This window comes from Shimazuella sp. NTD250 (assembly GCF_059510375.1).
In genome coordinates this window covers 25599-46067 of the sequence record NZ_JCAJZS010000010.1, presented here as the reverse complement: position 1 = coordinate 46067, position 20469 = coordinate 25599, and the positions used below count along the sequence as shown (strand labels likewise).

20 protein-coding genes are annotated in these 20469 nt (G+C 37.6%); 4 read left to right on the top strand and 16 right to left on the bottom strand.

From position 1 onward, the window contains the following. Positions 1–10 precede the first annotated feature (10 nt). The 3 genes from AC5WOF_RS18685 to AC5WOF_RS18675 are packed head-to-tail and all read right to left on the bottom strand — an operon-like array spanning position 11 to position 5600. Positions 11–748: a thioesterase II family protein gene (locus tag AC5WOF_RS18685; RefSeq protein WP_496051458.1), complete on the bottom strand. Its 738-nt coding sequence runs from the start codon at positions 746–748 to the stop codon at positions 11–13. A gap of 3 nt (positions 749–751) precedes the next feature. Next, positions 752–3889 (bottom strand): beta-ketoacyl synthase N-terminal-like domain-containing protein, encoded by a 3138-nt coding sequence (locus tag AC5WOF_RS18680; protein WP_496051457.1) that lies wholly within the window; start codon positions 3887–3889, stop codon positions 752–754. Continuing rightward, positions 3876–5600, bottom strand: coding sequence for a fatty acyl-AMP ligase (locus tag AC5WOF_RS18675; RefSeq protein WP_496051456.1), 1725 nt, complete (start codon positions 5598–5600; stop codon positions 3876–3878). The genes AC5WOF_RS18680 and AC5WOF_RS18675 overlap by 14 nt, the downstream gene beginning before the upstream one ends. Before the next feature lie 329 nt (positions 5601–5929). Here AC5WOF_RS18675 and AC5WOF_RS18670 point away from each other — a divergent pair, with 329 nt between their 5' ends. Genes AC5WOF_RS18670 through AC5WOF_RS18660 form a run of 3 tightly spaced genes read left to right on the top strand, consistent with a single transcriptional unit; the run spans position 5930 to position 7377 of the window. Then, entirely contained in the window at positions 5930–6445 is a 516-nt protein-coding gene (locus tag AC5WOF_RS18670; RefSeq protein WP_496051455.1) for a DUF6557 family protein, read from the top strand. Positions 6446–6465: 20 nt separating this feature from the next. Continuing rightward, on the top strand, positions 6466–7059 hold the full coding sequence (locus tag AC5WOF_RS18665; protein WP_496051454.1) for a hypothetical protein: 594 nt from the start codon (positions 6466–6468) through the stop codon (positions 7057–7059). 12 nt (positions 7060–7071) lie between these two features. Continuing rightward, positions 7072–7377: a hypothetical protein gene (locus tag AC5WOF_RS18660; protein ID WP_496051453.1), complete on the top strand. Its 306-nt coding sequence runs from the start codon at positions 7072–7074 to the stop codon at positions 7375–7377. 154 nt (positions 7378–7531) lie between these two features. Here the strand turns inward: AC5WOF_RS18660 and AC5WOF_RS18655 are convergent, their stop codons facing one another. The 11 genes from AC5WOF_RS18655 to AC5WOF_RS18605 form a co-directional block, all read right to left on the bottom strand. Beyond that, a complete protein-coding gene (locus tag AC5WOF_RS18655) occupies positions 7532–8086 on the bottom strand; it encodes a DUF420 domain-containing protein (protein ID WP_496051452.1) in 555 nt (184 codons plus the stop codon). An 88-nt stretch (positions 8087–8174) separates the two neighbouring features. Next, the gene (locus AC5WOF_RS18650) at positions 8175–8471 is read right to left on the bottom strand and encodes a cytochrome C oxidase subunit IV family protein (protein WP_496051451.1); all 297 of its coding nucleotides are present in this window, start codon (positions 8469–8471) and stop codon (positions 8175–8177) included. Positions 8472–8474: 3 nt separating this feature from the next. Further along, entirely contained in the window at positions 8475–9092 is a 618-nt protein-coding gene (locus AC5WOF_RS18645) for a cytochrome c oxidase subunit 3 (protein ID WP_496051450.1), read from the bottom strand. A gap of 1 nt (position 9093) precedes the next feature. Then, positions 9094–10956 (bottom strand): cytochrome c oxidase subunit I, encoded by a 1863-nt coding sequence (gene ctaD, locus AC5WOF_RS18640; protein ID WP_496051491.1) that lies wholly within the window; start codon positions 10954–10956, stop codon positions 9094–9096. A 163-nt stretch (positions 10957–11119) separates the two neighbouring features. Further along, positions 11120–12124 carry a cytochrome c oxidase subunit II gene (gene coxB, locus AC5WOF_RS18635; RefSeq protein WP_496051449.1) on the bottom strand — a complete coding sequence of 335 codons (1005 nt, stop codon included), beginning with the start codon at positions 12122–12124 and terminating at the stop codon, positions 11120–11122. A gap of 27 nt (positions 12125–12151) precedes the next feature. Further along, entirely contained in the window at positions 12152–13072 is a 921-nt protein-coding gene (gene cyoE, locus AC5WOF_RS18630; protein WP_496051448.1) for a heme o synthase, read from the bottom strand. 388 nt (positions 13073–13460) lie between these two features. Next, positions 13461–14240: a GTP-sensing pleiotropic transcriptional regulator CodY gene (codY, locus tag AC5WOF_RS18625; RefSeq protein ID WP_496051447.1), complete on the bottom strand. Its 780-nt coding sequence runs from the start codon at positions 14238–14240 to the stop codon at positions 13461–13463. Positions 14241–14464: 224 nt separating this feature from the next. Beyond that, complete coding sequence (gene lepB / locus AC5WOF_RS18620) at positions 14465–14995, bottom strand: signal peptidase I (RefSeq protein WP_496051446.1); 531 nt, start codon at positions 14993–14995, stop codon at positions 14465–14467. Beyond that, positions 14983–15549 (bottom strand): DUF402 domain-containing protein, encoded by a 567-nt coding sequence (locus AC5WOF_RS18615; RefSeq protein ID WP_496051445.1) that lies wholly within the window; start codon positions 15547–15549, stop codon positions 14983–14985. The genes lepB and AC5WOF_RS18615 overlap by 13 nt, the downstream gene beginning before the upstream one ends. 154 nt (positions 15550–15703) lie before the next feature. Continuing rightward, on the bottom strand, positions 15704–16522 hold the full coding sequence (gene proC / locus AC5WOF_RS18610) for a pyrroline-5-carboxylate reductase (protein WP_496051444.1): 819 nt from the start codon (positions 16520–16522) through the stop codon (positions 15704–15706). A 295-nt stretch (positions 16523–16817) separates the two neighbouring features. Further along, on the bottom strand, positions 16818–17498 hold the full coding sequence (locus tag AC5WOF_RS18605) for a hypothetical protein (RefSeq protein ID WP_496051443.1): 681 nt from the start codon (positions 17496–17498) through the stop codon (positions 16818–16820). Positions 17499–17626: 128 nt separating this feature from the next. On the opposite strand from AC5WOF_RS18605, the gene yfhS reads away from it, so the two are divergent. Next, on the top strand, positions 17627–17812 hold the full coding sequence (yfhS, locus tag AC5WOF_RS18600; RefSeq protein WP_496051442.1) for a mother cell protein YfhS: 186 nt from the start codon (positions 17627–17629) through the stop codon (positions 17810–17812). A gap of 102 nt (positions 17813–17914) precedes the next feature. Here yfhS and AC5WOF_RS18595 read toward each other — a convergent pair whose 3' ends face one another. Together AC5WOF_RS18595 and mutY are read right to left on the bottom strand one after the other, a co-directional pair. Continuing rightward, complete coding sequence (locus AC5WOF_RS18595; protein WP_496051441.1) at positions 17915–19075, bottom strand: VanW family protein; 1161 nt, start codon at positions 19073–19075, stop codon at positions 17915–17917. 13 nt (positions 19076–19088) lie between these two features. Next, positions 19089–20159, bottom strand: coding sequence for an A/G-specific adenine glycosylase (gene mutY, locus AC5WOF_RS18590; RefSeq protein ID WP_496051440.1), 1071 nt, complete (start codon positions 20157–20159; stop codon positions 19089–19091). Between the last annotated feature and the right edge of the window lie 310 nt (positions 20160–20469).

Here is a 20469-nt window from a genome sequence, read left to right as displayed (position 1 = left end):
CATATTTCTTTCACTCTTCCTTTTTTATTTGCTGGAGGAGAGATTTTTTTAATGTTTCCTGAAATTCTTCCTGTTGTTGATGCAGAAAAAAGTGATTCCCTTGAAATATCCGCAATGTAAAAGCTGCTGAACTTACTTCTTTCCACCCAGCTAAATCTTTTAAGGATGGAATATCTTTGTCACCAGCATATACAGTCACAGGGCAGAGCAGCTCTACTTTTTTATCATATAACTCTGTCAAACGAAAATCGCTGCGCAAAATAGGGAGAAGAAACTTCTTTAAGTCTGGATCTTGAAAAAATCCTTCTGGCATCCCCCCTAATTGATACACATCTTCCCAAAATGATTCATCTGATTTATGGGTGATTGGTTCTTTTTTAACGTATGGCGGGTATGCACCAATCACATACAAATGATTTGGTGTTATATCTAAGGAAATTAATTGGCTGACTGTTTCCAAAGCTAGAATAGCTCCCATGCTATGTCCTAAGAAGAAGATAGGTTCATCAAAAAAGGATAAGAGATGTGGGATGACTTGTGCAGCAATTTCTTCTGCGGTTGGAATTAGCTCTTCTCTATAGCGCGTTCCATGACCAGGGAGTTCAATCGAAACAATCTCCAGCGAAGAACCCAGCCAATTGGACCAAGCTTGAAACACATGTGGATTTCCCCCTGCATGATGAAAGCAAATAAGTCTCCCCTCCCGCTTTTTTGTGGCGGGAAATCGGTGATACCACAAAAATCTCACCCCTTATTTAGGGAGTATTTTTATAAAGTCTTTGACGGAACAACCTTGTAAAATAGGAACAATGGAAATTTGAGCATCTACATCTTTTTCTATTTTTCTTTTTAAACGCATTGCCATGATTGAATCAAACCCCATGTGAATGATAGGCTTATTTATCGGGATGTCTGCAATGGGGATTTTCAACATTTCGCTGATTAAACCCAACACATATTCCTCTATATTCATCATTATCTTTTTTTCTTCTATCGTCGTTTTTTCTTTGTGTGCCTTTTCTAATTTCGAGTCCACCCAATACCGTTCCTGATTCCAAGGATACTTCGGTAATGGTATTCTACTAGTTGCTTCCGGCATAACTTTTGTCCCGTCGAAGTTCAATCCATTGCAATATAAAACAGCTAATGAAGCGAGCAGACTCTCCTCGTTTGGCCGGTCTCTTTCCAAAGACGAAACGATATTCACTTCTGTATGAAATGGGGCTGCACAGTCGTATATGGGTACTTCAAGTACAGGATGTGGGGATATCTCCAAGAATAATTTTTTTTGATCTTGGATTAAAAGGGATACCGCATCCTGAAAACGTACAGCTTGGCAAATATTATCACACCAGTATTCAGCGTTGAGGCTACTGCCATCCATTTCTTTTCCTGTTACGGCAGAGATAAAAGGTATGGATGTCTCTCTTGGTTGAATCCAACTTAAACGTTTACCTAATTGTTCCCGTATTTCATTCATATAAAAACTATGAGAAGGATATGGAGATGTAGCTACAAACTTTGAAAATACTCCTTTCTTCCCTAACTCTATCTGTATATTTTCTAAAGCAGAACTTTTCCCCGATAAAACATGATTATTTGGACTATTATAAACTGCTATCGCAACTCGTTTATCTGACTGTTCGCATATATGTCTGGCTGTTTTCCGATCAATTTGTGCAACTAATAAATTTCCTTTATTCACCATATTCTGAGCTGAACGACTGCGCTCTATTACTATTCCAATCGCTTCTGATAGTGTTAAAGCTCCTGCAATATGTGCTGCTGCAACTTCCCCTAAACTATGACCTACAACTGCTGCTGGTACAATCCCCCAAGACAGCCACAATCTCGCTAGTGCTACTTGAATAGAAAAATAAAGTAATTGTGTTTCTACCATAGTCAATTGGACGCCTTGCTCTAATTGAGTGATTTTCTCTAATAAGGACCAAGAGACTTTAATGGTGATTTCTTTTTCCATTTTCAACAAAGTATTGCGAAATTCCGTTTCTTTTTCAAGTAGATCTCGACTAATAGACCATTTTGGTCCTTGTCCCGAAAATACGAAAACTACTTGATCTGTTCTTAAATTTTTCGAGTAAAAAATCTGGTCGCATTGCTCGCCTTTTTCCACAGAAGTCAATAGTTTCACTGCTTCTTTTCTCTCTTTCACTAAAAGCATGATACGTTCTTCATGTTGATCTCTAGTCTTCCAAACATTTGCAGCAATATCAGAAAGAGATATAGATGACTTATGTTGGATATAGTCTTTGTACTGTGTAACTTGTTTTTGCAGAGATTCTTTGCTCCTTGCTGATATTGCTAATAAAGTAAATCCGCCATCAGATGCATGCTTGTTGGTTTTCGGCGGTTTGGAAGGAGCTTCTCCTAATATCACATGAGAATTGGTTCCTCCAAATCCAAAGGAACTCACACCCACATATACTTGATTGGGGATATTTATCGGTTTCGTTACTACCTCTAGCTCATATTGGTCAACTGGTATCTGTGGATTCCAATGTTGAAAGTGAAGGTGAGGTGGAATACATTTGTGATGCAGGGCAAGAGCAGACTTGATCAAACCAGCAATACCAGCTGCTGCTTCAAGGTGTCCTATATTTGTTTTTACGGAACCAAGATACAATGGATTCTCCCTCTTCTGCGCATAAACCTCAGCCAATGCCTTCGCTTCTATAGGGTCCCCTAAAGGTGTACCTGTTCCATGCGCTTCTACATAAAAAATATCTTTCGGTTGTACTCCTGCTGATCTGGCCGCACTTTTCAGTAATGCTTTTTGAGCGTGTACATTTGGTGCTGTAAGACCGTTACTTTTCCCATCTTGATTGACAGATGAACCATGAATAACTGCATAAATCGCATCTCCATCTGCCTGTGCTTGAGATAATGATTTTAAAACAACTACTCCTGCTCCTTCTCCTCGAACATAGCCATCTGCTTTTGCATCAAATGTCTTGCATCTTCCATCGAGAGCCAAAACATCTCCAGCAGCAAATCGGATGGAATTACTTGGTGTTAAAAGTAAATGAACCCCACCTACAAATGCCAGCGAAGATTGTCCACTACGAATGCTTTGACAAGCTAAATCAACAGCGACAAGGGAAGAAGAGCAAGCGGTATCAATTGCCATACTTGGCCCATACCAATCCATAAAATAAGAAATACGGTTTGCTAAAATACTTGAAGAATTTCCAGTCAGATGATAAAAATCTGTTTCCTTTTCCACTAGACTCATATAATCATTGCCTGATACACCCACAAATACGGCAGTATCTGATCCTTTTAGCTGATCCATCCTAAGTCCCGCGTCCTCTAATGCTTCCCATGTCACCTCTAATAGCAGCCGTTGCTGTGGATCCATCATCTCAGCTTCTCTAGGAGAGATACCAAAAAAAGCTGGATCAAATTGATCGATATGTGACAGAAAAGCCCCATAGGAAACAGGTGATTTTCCTATCAAATCTAAAGATAAATTGGACCATCTACCCTCAGGAACAGTAGTGATATGATCTTCTGCCTTCATCATCATTTCCCAAAACTGTTCAGCTGATGATGCCCCTGGAAAACGGCATCCCATACCGATCACAGCAACAGGCTCATTTACACTACTTCTGTTTATTTCAATTCGTTCTTGTGTCATTTCTCCAACGAGATAGGAGGATAATGACTCAATAGTTGGATAATCCCATAAAATCGTATGGGCTAATTCTCGATCCAATAGCTCTTCTAAATCGCCCGATATCATCAAACTCTCTTTCGAACCAAGTCCGTACTGTTCCAATGGTTCATCTATTTTAATTTCCTCAGAAGAAAGATAAAGGCATTCAGCAACATGGTTACGTAACCAAGCAATTAATTTATCTTTTGTCATATTTTTTAGCCTCTAATCTTACTAACTGATTTGCAAGATAAGCTTTTCTTATAGCTTGTCTTTGAATTTTTCCACTTGAAGTCTTTAAGATGGTCCCTCTCTTAATAAAAACAATGTCATAAACTGGTATTTCATAAGATTGTGAGACTACTTTCCGAATGATATTACTCAGCAGTTGAATAGGATTATCGACGTTTTTTAGTATTCTGTTCTCCACTTCTGTAACAATTATTAACCGCTCTCTCCCCAAATGATCAATAGAAAATGCAGCATTGGCATTTTTACGAATCCCATTATGAGCTCTTTCTATCTCCCACTCAATATCAGATGGTGCATAATTGCGGCCATTGATAATAATCAAATCTTTGAGCCGTGCATTGATGTAAAGCTCTTGATCCCAATAAAAACCTTGATCGCCAGATCGTAAAAACGGGCCTTTTCCATCCTGTGTAAAAGCATGAAAGGCATATTCCGTAGCTTCTTCATTTTTCCAGTAACCAAGGGAAACACACGGGCCTCTCATCCAAATCTCCCCAACACAGCCGTCAGCTAACTCCATCCGTGTATCAGGATCTACAATGATCACCTCATGACCATAGACACTTTGACCATTTCCCACTAATTCTCTTGCATTTTCCGCATGAGGTTCGACTACTTCTGCAATTCCCTCTTCTAACAAATTTGCATCAAAATGCTTGAAAACAGGCTTTTCTCTCCAGTCTCCTCCAGAAACCATCAATGTTGTTTCAGCAGTTCCATACCCAGGGTATAAAGCTTCTGGTTTGAATCCAACTGGTGCAAAATACGCTGCAAATTTCCTCAACGTATCAGGTCTAACTGGTTCAGATCCATTAACAGCTACCCTCCAATGTGAGAGATCCAACTCATCACGTTTTTCCGAACTAATTTTATCCACACAAAGATCAAAGCCAAAATTCGGGGAAATAGAAATCTCTGCTTTATTGTCAGACAATGCCTGCAACCAACGGATGGGACGCTGTACAAAATGGTAAGGGGTCATCAGAACAGCTTTTGTACCTGCTAAAATAGGAGTGAGAATTGTTCCAATCAAACCCATATCATGATAAGGCGGTAACCAACTGACTATTTTGGCATCTTGATGAATATCCCAACGCTCCATCATGCGGTATCCATTTTCAATGAGATGAGTGTGATTTAAAATAACGCCTTTTGGATTACCAGTAGAACCAGAGGTGTACTGGAGAAAAGCAATATCATTTGCTTCCCAGTGCAGTGTTTGAGTGGTAGAAAGATTTTGAGGAAGTTCTTCTACTAAAAGCCAATTAAAAAAAGGAAGTTCTTCATTTGTCCAGTCTCTCAATTTATCGTAGATTACTCTACTCGTTATAGCATACTTAGCTTTTGAATCTTGTATAACATTGAATAACCTTCCAAATTGCTTCTTCATGTTAGGGGGATAAGCAGGAACGGCAATAGCTTTTGCATACAAACAACCCAAAAAGGCCAGGATATAGTTCATACTAGGTTCTAAGAGGATGAGCACCCTCTGTCCTGTTGCACCAACCTGTGCCAAATGAGTCCCCATAGAACTCGTTCTCTGCTCTAATTCTTGAAAGGTAAGCCGTGAATCATTCCCACCGATATCCCTTAAAAAAGTAAAGACTTCTTTTTCAGGCCGAATCGCTGACTGCTCCTGTATGACTTCTATCCACGTTTTCAACTTACCCATGAATACGGAAAATACCTCCTCAAAAATTAGGATTAAATTATGTTTACTAGTATGGATATTGTTACTGGTGTCAAAAAAATTAGAAAAATTGGTAGGTCAAAGAGAGGGGGATCAAAAAAACAGCAAATTAAAAGTGTATTAATATATTTTTACGAATAATTATTATGTTATTTCTATTATAAATTATTGATATAAAGCATTCAACTCATCACTAAAATAAAGACGATCCTTTAAAATGTTTTTCTAAATTATATACACAATACTTATGCTATTATGTATAAGTTGAACCTTTGAAACTGGATATTACAAATATACGAGGAGGAATCTGTGTGAAAATTTTTGTAGGGATGGGGATTATCATTGCGCTCTTATTCCTAATACTATGGTATTTTATTCACAAATCAAAAAGTACTGGCAACAGAGAAACATTCGATACCCCATCATTTTCCAGCTGTCTGGCTGAGGTAAGTTGGGATGAAGTAGAAGAGGAACTGATTCGCTTATATTTAGATAAACTGCGTAACCTGTCTCAATTGAAACAAACGTATGAAGAATTACTCCATCTACAGCCTAATGATTCACTTGAGAAGCCGTTTGTACTTTATCTCCATCTTAATGAAGAACGCAAATTTATCGATGTTTATGCCAAAGAAAAAGGTGATTTTTATACCGAATATATGATAGATGAGGATGAGTGGAAAAATGTATTAGCTTATGAGGTTTCAAAGGAAATCCTAGATAAGTATTCGAAACCAACTCTCGTCTGTGCTACACTTTTTACTATAACAACAGTTGGCTATTCCTCAAAAGAAATCTCACAAAGGAAACAAGCCCCTACAGCATAACTACCTGTTGGAGGAAAAAAATGAATTTTCTGCGCCATTTATTCTTTATTTTAGCTACCTTCTTCCTTTACAAATGCATAGATAAATTTGTGATGGAATCGTTGTGGGAAGTTGTCCAGAATCATTTTATGATTCAGTCTGGTTTTGTCTATACCATCGATTCTTATGTACCAAATATTATTTCTGGGATTTTAGCATTCAGCTTAAGTGGCTGGGTTTTCTCTTTTTTCAAATGGGAATTATCTTTTTTGGATCGTATGAAATCCAAAGAGACTTCTAAAACACAAGAGATTAGCTATGTCTCCTTGGAACAGAGCGAGTTACATGTGGAAAACCCTACAATGGGAAGACAATATATTGTACAACTAACGGAAGAGGAACTGATTAGCTTTTGGAGTTCCCTAGAGGAATTGAACAAGAATCTGGAGGAAACGATCACGTTTGATTTTCCCTCCTCTCCTTATAACCGCTTAACTATTCATCTTATCGGAGGTAAAGTCAAGAAGTTCAAAAAATGGGGACAAAACCTCATGTTTTTGTTATTTATAATTGGCACACTAATGGGGATTTACCTTGTAATTAAGGAGATATGGTATCTTATCACTTTAAGCTAAAGAGGACAAAATATGGAAAAATCTATCATTACTGAATCTGATAACCACATCACATTACAGATTAGCAAAGACGATTTGATATATACGATACAAGAATTAGAAAAATTGCATGAAGAAGGCGGACAATTTAGCCTTCGCTTGCAAAAAGAACAAGATGCTTTCATTCTCTTTCAGAAAGTAAAAATAGATCAGGACAATCATACAGAAATTATTTATAGAGGAACAGAAGATAGTATTTGGTCTCCCATCATTTTCTTTGCATTATGCCTATTCTGCTTTATCGCTGTGTTGTATGTTATTTTGCATATTTTAATGTAGCGTAGTTAGCATAAGACAAACATTCTTCTTCCATTCATCGGATGTTTGCCTTATGCTAATCAAACACTTTTTTGTTTTGGATTTCTTCTAAATAAAAACGCTTCAACAATAAACCCCTTCCTAACAATACAGTAAGAAGAGGTTTATTTATTATTTAATAATAGGGGGAGATCATGATATAAACTAAAACACCTGTTAAGCTTACATATAACCAAATTGGCATCGTCCATCTGGCTATTTTCCGGTGCCTGGCTAATTTTCCTTGCAATCCAGCCACTGCGGTAAATAATGCGATCAAAACAGTAGGAACAGCTAAGACAATGTGCGAAATAAGGATGAAGAAGTAAATATACTTCAAAGGTCCTGAACCACCATAATGGGTATCAGGTGCATTTATATGGTAAAACACATAAGTGAGCAAAAAAAGCATAGTGGAAGTAAAAGCAGCATATATAAAACGTCGATGTAATACAATATTTCGCTGTTTAATAAAGTAGAGTGCCACAAGTAGGAAAATAAAAGTAAAGCTATTAAAAATCGCATTCATCATCGGTAAAAAAGTAAGATCCAAATGACTTAAACCTTGATACTTCGGCAAAAAGAAAATCAGAACAATCGCAAGGTTTAAAACAATCGTAATAGTAATGATCCAAGGAGTAAAGTTTTTATCCTTTGATATTAGAGCTTGTTTATCTTCTTCTGTATTCACATCTAATCACTCCATAAAAAACTTTTTATGTATGAAAATAAAGCAAATAGGAACAGCCCTCCACTATGATATAGAGAGCTGTTCTTTTTTACATTAAGAGAATTCCAAGTGCTGAGATTACAGCAACAAATAACCCGAAAATGATAAATGTTGTATAGAATGCGGAGCCTTTTTGGTCTAAATGCATAAATGTAAAGAGCTGTAAGATGACTTGAATAACGGCAAATATCAAAAGCAATGGAACTACCCATCCGCTTGGAACTTTATCTGATACAACCACAAAGAAGGCAGCAGCTGTAAAGGCAATCATAAATACAAAAGACAGTATATGTTTCATTGCACCAGCAGGTTTCTGACTAATAGCTTGGTTACTTTCTTTCGCCACTACTTAGCCCACCTTTCCTAGCAGATAGACGAGGGTGAAAATGAATACCCACACTACGTCGATAAAGTGCCAATATAAACTACTAACAAATAGTTTTGGAGCAGTATCTGTATTGATTCCACGTCTAATTGCTTGAGACATAATCGTTGTGATCCAGATAATCCCGAATGTAACGTGAGCTCCGTGAGTACCGACTAATGCATAGAAGGAAGATCCAAAAGCACTACTCATAAAAGTATGCCCTTCATGCACATAGTTTTGAAACTCGTAAATTTCCAATATAAGAAATCCTAAACCGAGCAGCAAGGTGATTACTAGCCAAGTAACCATTCCCTTTAGGTTACGTTCATTCATTTTGATCATCGCAAGTACACTTGTCAGACTGCTAGTCAATAGTAGGGCTGTTGCAAGTGCTACTAACTTAAGATCGAACAATTCATGTGTTGTAGGACCACCTAGGGATTGATTACGAAGCGCGAGATACGTACCGAATAAACACGCAAATAGTACTGTTTCAGCACCTAAAAACAACCAAAAACCTAATACTTTGTTCTTCCCTTCAAATGTAGCTGTCTCTAGGTGATTTGGCATTTCTGTACTTGACTCTACTTTATTTGCCATGTTATTCTTTCCCTCCCTTTTCAGGGTCTTCAGGCTCTACATGATACCCTTTATCATAATCGAAAGATCGAAGGAAAAGCGAAGTGACAACAATAACTAAACCAATAACTGCAGCAGGAATACCTCTCACAATAAATCCAAATCCAGCGACAAAGAACCCAAAAGACATCAATATCGGGATATAGGAAGGAGATGGCATATGAATCGATCCAAGTGGTTCTGCAGGAGTCATCGATTTATTTCCAGCTTCTTTTTCCACCCATAGTGCATCAAATCCTCGAACAAGAGGAGTCTGTGCAAAGTTGTACTCAGGTGGCGGTGAAGGAATGGACCATTCCAAAGTGCGACCAAGTTCCCAAGCATCTGCTTTTGCTTTTTTCCCTTTTCTAAACGTATAGATGATGTTAATGAGGAAAAGGATCGTCCCGATGGCCATACCTGCTACTCCAATGGTACTTAATTCATTTAATTTTTCTAAACCCACATTCGTTTGATATGTAAATACCCGACGCGGCATTCCGAATAATCCTAAGAAGTGTTGTGGGAAGAATGTCAAATGAAATCCGATCAAGAAAGTCCAAAAATGCCACTTCCCAAGAGTTTCGTTCAACAACTTACCGAACATTTTTGGCCACCAGTAATATATACCTGCAAATAAGCCAAATATGGTACCACCAACAAGTACATAGTGGAAGTGTGCTACAACAAAGTAACTATCCTGGTATTGGTAGTCAGCAGGAGGTAATGCCAACATAATTCCCGTCATACCACCCATTACAAAAGTAGGGATGAATCCAACTGCCCAAAGCATTGGGGTTTTAAATTGAATTTCTCCACCCCACATAGTAAATAACCAGTTAAATATTTTAATCCCTGTCGGTACAGCAATCGCCATCGTTGCTACAGCAAAAACGGAGTTAGATATTGGTCCCAATCCTACTGTAAACATGTGGTGAACCCAAACCATAAATCCGAGGAACCCAATTAGTACTGTCGCAAATACCATGGAATTGTAACCAAATAAACGTTTTTTCGAGAATGTACTGATAACATCTGACATAACCCCAAAAGCAGGAAGGATAACAATATATACTTCAGGGTGTCCAAAAATCCAGAATAAGTGCTCCCAAATAACCGTGCTTCCGCCCATCGCATAATCGAAGAAGTTAGCGCCAAATATTCGGTCAAACATAAGCATAAGAAGGGCGACGGTCAATGCTGGGAAAGCAAAGAGAATCAACCCAGATGTTACAAAAGCAGTCCAAGTAAACAGAGGAAGACGTAAAAACGTCATTCCTGGTGCTCGCATATTGATGATGGTAACTAAGAAGTTCAGACCACCGATCAGTGTTCCGATACCGGCTATCTGCAACCCAAGTACGTAAAAATCAACACCAGGCCCTGGACTGTATTGGTTTAGAGCAAGTCCTGTATAAGAAGTCCAACCTGCATCAGGCGCTCCACCAAAAATCCAACTTAAATTCAGGAGTAACCCTCCAGAGAAAAACAACCAAAAACCGAGCGCGTTTACAAAAGGAAATGCAACATCACGAGCACCAATTTGCAGAGGTACAACCGCATTCATCAATGCAAAAATCATTGGCATTGCTGCTAAGAAAATCATGGTTGTACCATGCATGGTCAGTAGTTCGTTAAAGGTACGTCCCACGAAAAGATCATTTCCTGGTGCGAACAATTGTAAGCGCATAAATGTGGCTTCAATACCACCGACGATAAAAAAGACCAAACCTGCCATCAAATAAAGAATACCGATCTTCTTATGGTCAACAGTAGTAAGCCAATCCCATGTACGACTTTTGCGTACACGCTCTTGAAACTGTTTGTTGTAACCACCTGTAAATATTGCGGCTAAAAACAGGACAAGAACGAGAATAACAATCAGCGTTCCCAAGTAAAGTCCCTCCTTTTTGGATAAAGAATATTTGCCACCGGCAAATCGTTAGAAGCAGACAGAGGATTAGTAGTACTTTTGTAGATAAATTTTACTTATCTCCAAGCGAGAGATCCTATTTTCTACTATCGAGATACTTGATAAGATCATTTAAATCATTTTTGTCTAAGTAATCGATTTTAGGCATCAATGTACCCGGTTTCACAGCTTGAGGATTGCGTAGCCAAATTTTAAGGTTTTCATCGTTATGTGGCAAAATTCCTGCGATTGTGGTACGAGTAGCAAATTTGTTCAAGTTTGGTCCTTGAATATTTGGGTTTACCCCAGCATGACAACCCATGCAGTTTTGTTTAAAGATTTTCTCTCCATTTGCTTCAGAAGATGAAGTAGAAACGGAGGCAACAGGTTGTTTCATACCAGTAAGCCACTTATCAAAATCTGCTTGTTTCTGTGCAAATACTTTAAAGTCCATCAAGGCATGTCCGCCACCACATAGTTCTGCACATTTCCCTTGATATACGTTAGCCTCTTGAGCATCAAGTGTTAACGTATTTACACGTCCAGGTACTACGTCGACTTTTCCACCAAGGGATGGAATCCAGAATGCATGCAATACATCTTTTCCGTGAATACGGAAGAGAACTTTTTTACCAACTGGTATATGTACTTCTTGTGCAGTAGTAATTCCATACTGAGGATACTTAAATTCCCACCAATATTGATGACCTGTTACGTCAATGATAACGGTATCTTTTGATGGTGGTGTTTTCGCCAAGTCAAATGTGTACTGGACAGTTGGGATAGCTAATGCTATCAATGCTGCAATAGGAATTACAGTCCAGATAATTTCCAGCTTTGTGCTGCCATGCACTTGTTCAGGCATTCTGTTTTGACCTTTGCGTTTTCGATAGCGAACCAAGACATAGACATAGATGGTAATAACGATTACAAAAACGACGGTCATTAACCCGAGACTCCAGTAAATCAGGTTCAGCTGAATCTTAGCTGCTGAACCTTTTGGATCGAGAACGCTTAGCGATGGATCACCGCTACAACCAGCCAACAGTAGCATTACTAGAGATATGAGAAGTCCAATACGCCATGCTCGAAGTCTTTCCACAGCCAAACCTCGCTTTCTACCCACATACTAAAATATCTGTCTTACCAATACATCTACCATCATCATAAATAGAATGAAGGTAAGATAAAACAAAGAATACAAAAACATTTGTTTTGCCCATGCATCTTCATCTTGCATTGAAAAACCTTTTATAGCTAAAAACCCATAGATAATATCAAGGATAATAGCTGTTATCAGAAAAGTCCATCCCACAGCATTCGTTGCAAAGAGAAGTATGGTAGCAGGTATCAACAAAATCGTGAAAATCAGTATTTGTTTCTTGGTTTCAGCACTACCTTTTACTACAGGTAACATCGGAATACCTGCGGCCCTGTACTCCTCCGTTTTACGCATTGCAAGAGCAAAGAAGTGTGGAGGTTGCCATAGGAATAAGATGAAAAAGAGCGCCCAAGCGGCTATGTCCAAACTTCCCGTTACTGCAACCCAACCTATCATAGGAGGTACTGCACCAGAAACCCCACCTATAACTGTATTCCATGTGCTTGTTCGTTTTAACCACATGGTGTAAATAAATACATATACTGCAAAGCCTATAAAACCAAGAACTGCTGCTAAAATATTCACGCCAAATGCTAAAATAAGATGCCCTAAAACAGTGAGTATTATCCCGTAAATAAGTGCTGTACGTGGTTTCATTCTTCCACTTGCTACGGCACGTATACGTGTTCTTTCCATATGGGGATCAATATCCCTATCATAGAAATTATTTAAAGTACATCCTCCTGCAATAACCAAAGCTGTACCGACCATTGTATAGATAAATACCATCCATCCAAAAGAATGGGTATACCCTGCCGCCAGTAAATATCCTGTAAATGTGGCTAGTAAGTTAGAAGCATTTATTCCAGGTTTGGTTATATCTATAAAATCTTTCCAAATATCAGCTAGTGTATGCGGGGTTATATAACGTTCAGCGGATCTTTCCATCGTTCTTACCTCCTTCCCAAGAAACACAGGCAAATAAATTGGTTAATTAGGTTATAACATACAAAAAATGTAATATCACAGACGAATCGTCCATGACTTACATTCCCTTAAGGAGAATATGGGACAAAACAAAATACACGCCTAATATCATCATCATTTTAGATGATTCATATCATAATCGCAAGAGAGGAATGAAACTTGGCAGACCACAGAACGGGAATTTACTCTAGGATTCCATCATCAGGAAATGCAGTTGTCGTAAATTAGACACATATCAGCTATTTATTTGTCAAATTATTAGAAATCAAATAACACCTTTATAGGAATCAATCAAAAATCCCCGTTAACTTCTGTCAACAGGGATTTTTATGATATTGCTAGAAAAATACTAGTGACGTGCTTTCTCCAAAGCAGGCAGCAATCTAGGATTTAAAATCTTGATATACGTACCTTTCATCCCTAGAGAACGAGATTCTACGACACCAGCACTTTCTAGTTTTCGAAGTGCATTGACGATCACAGAACGTGTAATGCCTACACGGTCAGCGATTTTACTAGCAACTAGTAAACCTTCCAAACCATCCAACTCATTGAAAATGTGTTCAGCGGCTTCTAATTCACTAAAAGATAGCGAATTAATTGCCAATTGTACAACTGCCCGACTACGAGCTTCTTCTTCCACTTGACCAGCACGTTCACGTAAAATTTCCATTCCTACTACATTTGCACCATACTCAGCAAGGATAAGATCATCATCCACAAACTCTTCTTCCACACGAGATAGAAGCAATGTGCCCAGATGGTCTCCTCCACTGATAATTGGTACAACGGTTGTAAAAGCTTTTGAAAATTGACCTTTGAGCTCTGTTGGATATGCAGTGTATGGACTATCGATACCAAGATTAGGCATCGTTTTGCCCACTTCCATCAGCAGCCCAGCAAATTCATTTGGGAATGCTCGATTTTCTATATATTCATTCATTCGCTCGTTGTCAAACTCATGATTAATGGCTAACCCTAACATCTGACCTTCTGGATTAACCACATAAATGTTTGCACCGATAACATCACAAAGAGCTTGAGCCACCTCATCAAAATCCACAAGATTGTGACCTGCATTTTTTTGAAGTATCTTTGAAATTCTACGTGTTTTACTTAGTAAATTCATGTGTTTTCCTCCTTATTAACCATTACCCTTACTATTTATTTTGTCATAAAATATATCGTTATCCGAAATACTTTATGGAAAAATTTTGTTGCGGTAATTGAATTATTGAGTTTTTTCATCCACTGCACCTACACCATTATCCGTTATTTGGTGGAACAGGCAAATTGGTTTTTGTGAACATTTTTTGAATTTCACTTGATTTTCTTATTTTTTAACCATTTTTTTTAAAGGAAAGTTGAAAGAGATGGTCTCCATAAGATTATTTCCACTTTTCCACTAATTAAACCATAAGGCACCAAACCAACACTTTGATAACGGCTATCACGACTCGCATAGCGGTGACGATTATCGCCCATCACAAACACGGTCCCGACGAGAACTTTAACTGGAGCAAAATCACCATCTTCAATAGATACATCGATATAAGGCTCATTTGCTAACTTCCCATTACGATAAAGTTGTCCTTTTTTTACTTCAATTGTGTCTCCTGGAACACCAACTACACGCTTTACTAGATATCTTCCTTTTTCTTCAGGATCTTCAAATGTAATCACATCCCCCCTGTGTGGTTTTCCAAAAAGCAGATCCCACTTGTTAACCAGCAGACTGTCGCCGTTTTGTAAAGTAGGTCGCATGGACGTACCACTCACAACTGATAATGAAATAACAAACTGATTAACCAAAATTACAACTACTAGTCCAAAGAGGAAAACAGATCCCCAAAAAATGGAACGCTTAGCAACTACATATTGCATCTTCCATTCACCCCTGATAATTCAAGGGAAAGATACTGATGATACCAGTGTGATGCAAATTCTTTGGTAAACGGGATTTTTCCTTTTTTTACCCATGCTGTCAACTGCTTCACTGCTAATTCCACTCTTTTCAAAATGGTGTTAGGATAGTAATATTTCTGGCTATTTTCCACAAATTCATGCTCATCTACCACTTTAAAACTTTGGTTTGGCCTAACAATCAAATCGATATCATAATCGATGTAACTGATACATCCTTTTTCTCGATCCATACGGAACGGAGATGCTATGTTGCAATAATAAGAAACCAAACGTTTGTTATATCGATAAATCATGACTATATTCCACCACTCTTTTGGAAAAAACAGAGCAATAGAAAGACCTGGATAAGTATGAATTCTACCATCAGACTCAGTTACCTTCGGATGATAGTTGGAAACAATTAGAATTTCATCGGATGACAAGACTTTTGAACCTTTCCACTGCCGATGGAATTCACCGCCATGTTTATAGCTGTTTATGTCAATTACCTCACCCACTTGAAATGGAATCATCTTTTTGTCTCTCCCTAGTCATGTCTTTAGTCTCTTTATTTCCAATAACACAAGTTTCTAAAACCTAAAAATCAGAATTATTTTTTTCAAAAAAAAAACCCTAACTACTCTTTTTATAGTTAAGGTTCAAAAAATAACGATAAGTATTATATTTCTATTTCACACACACGGCTTCTCCCATTTCCTTAGAACGCTTCGTAGCTGCTTCTATCGTCTTTTCCAGTCCTTCGATAAATTTATATTCTTTCATCACTTGTAAACCAGCAGCTGTTGTCCCACCTTCTGATGTTATCTCTTGTCGAAGCACTTCAGGTTTTTTTTCTGTTTCCATCAACATATGGGATGCACCTATTAAGGTTTGAAGGATTAATTGTCTAGAAACGTTACGTGGCAAACCAACTTTCTGTGCTGCCAATTCTAAACCTTCCACCATCAAATAAAAATAAGCAGGTCCACTACCTGATAGACCCGTGACAGCATCCATCAGATGTTCTTCTAATGCTACTACTGTCCCTACACCTTGAAAAATCTTTTCTGCTCGCTTCATATCATCGTTTGAAGCATATTTTCCTGCGGTAATAGCAGTAGCAGACATTCCGATCGTACTAGAAGTATTGGGCATAGAGCGAATCACGGAAATTTCTTCGTTTAAAAAAGATTCAATATGACTAGTAGGAATACCCGCAATCACAGAAATAATTTGCTGACCTCGGCTGAACTTAGGTCCCCATTCTGCCAGCATCTCATTTGCGATTTGTGGTTTTACAGCTAAAATAATCACATCTGCAGATAGTAACATGGCTTTTTGTTCAGAAATAGTCGGCAGTTGGTATTGATCGGTTAAATACTGTAAACGATGCTGGTTACTCTTATTGATAAAGGCAATATCTTTTGACTTTACATTTTCATGCGCTAACAATCCAACTAATAATGCTTCGGCAATAGCCCCTGCTCCAATAAAACTGATTTTCATCGGAACTCTCCTTTCTATAATAAAAAAACTCTCTCATCCTAAGGACGAAAGAGTTACTCACGTGGTACCACCTTAATTTATGCCGTGTAAACGACATCTCACAGCCAGATATCGGCAGACTAAGCCGCAGACTTTCATCTGATACTCCAAAGGTGGGTTCTGATTCATACCTTGGCAAACCTTTCAGCCTAGGGCCTGCTCTCTGCACAAAAGGCGAAAATCATACTAGCCTTTATCGTTGCATTCGGGAAACTATTAATTTAACTACTATTATGGCCATGCTTCCCTTTATACGTCAAGATTTTTTCAATACAGTGCCTACTTTCCATATCCAAGGAACATACAAAAGAATCATAACCGAAAGTAACAAAAAGACAAAAACACCTAAATGGGTAGCAAACAAACTACCGATAAGGACCATACTCCAAATAAAAAATGACCAATAGCTAAATACGAGCGGGATCTCCTTCGTTTGAAACATCACAATTGTGTATATGAGACCACCTATAGACATACTAGTAGGAATAAAAATTCCACTTAGATGGGATAGAGATTCATCCCATACTGTTAAGGTTTGATGAGCAGATTCAGCGGGAATAGTCATTAACCACTCCATTAAAGTTGGCATGAGTAAAATTTCGATTAAAAGATATAAGGTACTAGCGCAAAGCGCTACTACATTAATAAACCATGCCATTTGTAAAATAGGCCGATAAGTACGATTTAAATGGAAAAAGAGCATTGTAAACACAAAACAAATAGCGACGAGAGCTGCAAAAGTTAAACTCCAAGCAATTTGAACCATCACATAATTATGTGAAATATAATGAAAACGTTCTGATAACGAACCACTGCAAACATCCACTAAAACAAACAAAATCGGAAAAACAGATAAAAATACAAAGCCAGCAGAGGTACGAAAACTCCACAAAAAGAACGTTTTATTCTCTACTATTGCTTCCACCTTTCTTCTCATTGAATCCTCTCCTTTCTCTTGTATTACCATTTTTTCGCTTTTTCTGATAATTAAACCTAGAACTTGAAAAATTTTCTGTATGGAGTACCCCTATTATCTCACATACTGATAGATGAGGTGATGAAAAAATGTATTTTGGAAGAGATTTGGAAGAATTGAGTGCGATTCCCATTGAAAACTGGGAAATTGATGAGTTATCTTATCACCATTATATGCTCTCGCAGATGTCTCCATTAATGAATGAACAAGGAGTAAGTCTCCATCATCAGGTTGTAGATGAAATCATGAAAAGAGACAATAAAGCCCACCCTTAAACCCATAAAAAAGAGCCGCCATTAAACTTAACCTAAATGGTTATACCCTAACGATTGTAGGTAGTTGATGGAAGCTCTTTTTTAATCTTTCCGTGATGAATTTTAGCTCTTTCCATGTAGATCGTTTGTCGATCTATTTCCCTTAACGATCATCTGTAAAACTTTAATAGGAGCATCTTTTACCTTTTTGGGACTCACCTTAACATTCGGCACAGAATAAGTAGTAATGGTTACTTTACCATCTTTCACCTGAGATCGAATTAAGATAGGCTTGTCCAGATTATTTTTAAAACGAAAATCAGGTTCTCCCCATGAAACAGTAGCATCTCTTCCACTCGGTACATATGTCGCTAAAGAGTTAAAAGAAAATCTTTTTACAATGTATAAACCAGCCTCATCTACACTGTTGAATAAAGTAGAGGAAATTTGACAAATACCTCCGCCAATTCCTTCACTATATTCTCCTTTTACAATCTTACGAGCGACACGATAGCCCTTTTGATATGTTCTTTTCCCAACAATTTTATTAAATGAGAAAATTTCTCCTGGAAGCAAAATGATGTTATTGATAGATTTAGAAGCTATACGCATGTTGTTCGTACGAATTGCATTTCTCCGATCGAAATAGGTGGTATAATTACCAATCACTTTCTTGTCGACTTGTTTGAGCATGGCGATCGTTACACTTGGGCGCTTGGTCACCATCTTTATTTGCTGGGGCTTATTAATAATTTTTTCGGGATGGTTTTTCCAAAATGACAGCTGCTTTTCATCTATAACTGAACCAACTTTTTCTGGTTTGATTTTACTGCCAAATCGATCTTGATCTGCATTTTTCGGAAGAGTATTTAATTGCTTCTTTAGCTGATCAAACCATGTTAGAAGTTCCCATTTATCAATCGATGAGAAGTCCTTTCCATCATATCCGATTTTGTTCAAATCTAACGAAAACGTTTTCTCATGTAATTTCAATATGATGTGAGCAGTCCATCTGTTTTTCGTTTGTTTCACAGGCTCTTTATCTGCCAAACCAGTAATGATCCATTTGTAGGAAAATACCACAAAAATACTTCCCACTACTAAGAACAAACTAATGAGTGCAGTTAATAAAACTTTTTTATGGCCAAGCCACAGTAAAAAACGATTATGATTCTCTTCCTCTAACTCCACTATTTGTGGTTGGAAAAGAACTAATTGATGTTCCTGGTTGTCGTTTGCTTTTCGATTTGTAACTCCTTCTTCATTTGAATTATTTTTATCCACGATTCTCTCTCCCTTAATTTCTATATCCTAACTGCTCTAATGCTTTTAGATATACCTTAGGAAAGGCGAAATCGGAAATAGCATGCTGGTCTACCCAGATGGAACGTTTTGGAAGCAATTCAGGGTTTTGATCAAGCTCTATCGGTATCAGCATAATTTTCCAATGACGATGACTAAAGATGTGATCAAAATAGTATATATCTTTAGAGATTTTAGCAGAATATCCATTTACCTCACAATATTCTTCCACTTGTTGAAGATGGGGCATCTCTTCCATACGATCTTCTGTTGGAAGTGACCACATGTTGGCTAATAAACCTGAAGCTGGTCTTCTCACCACTAAAAGTTTACGATTGTAAGTAATTGCATACATCATGATGGAAGTTTTCTCTGGTGCTTTTGCTTTCTTTTTTACAGGTAATACTTTTTCTAAACCTTTCTCATAAGCTAAACAGGAATCGTTTACCGGACAAAATAAACACTGCGGTGATTTTGGTGTGCAGACTGTAGCACCTAACTCCATCAATGCTTGATTAAAATCACCAGGAGAATGATCTGGGATCACTAGTTCCGCGATATCCTCCATTTTCTTTCGTGTAGATGGCTTTGCAATATCATCTTCTAATGCAAAGATACGAGAAAAAACACGCATCACATTTCCATCTACAGCTGGCACTTTCTGGTTATATGCAATACTTAAAACGGCACCAGTTGTGTATGGTCCTATACCTTTTAGTTTGGAAATTTCTGTCTTCCCATCTGGGATTTGACCACCGTATACAGTTACTACTTCCTTCACTGCGGCATGTAGATTTCGTGCTCTTGAATAATATCCAAGACCTTCCCATAATTTCACGACTTCATCATCATTTGCAGCTGCTAAATCATATACAGTAGGAAAACGAGAAATAAATCGTTCAAAATAAGGGATAACGGTTGCCACTTTGGTTTGCTGTAACATGATTTCTGAAACCAGAGTATAATAAGCATTTGAATGCCTTCTCCAAGGTAAATCCCGCTTATTTGCGTTATACCACCCTAGTAACGAATTTTGTATGTGAGGAACATCTTGTATGATTTCCATAATTTGTACATCCTTTTCTATGTAACTCTCCTTTTATTATATATGGAAAGTAAGAATAAAATGGAAAAATCTTATGGAGAGGGAAATCTTCTTTTTATACAAATATAAATTGTACAATTACTTTTTAATATTTTATATACAAAGAACAACAAATTCAGGAATTTCATGCTAAAACATCTAAATAATAATCAAATAAAACGTTAAAATGTAACTGCTTTCATCATTTTTCTCAAACAAAAAACCTTGCACAAAAAAAATGCATAAGCTAATGATAAGAATTAGAAGATATAATAATAAGCATAGTTGTCTA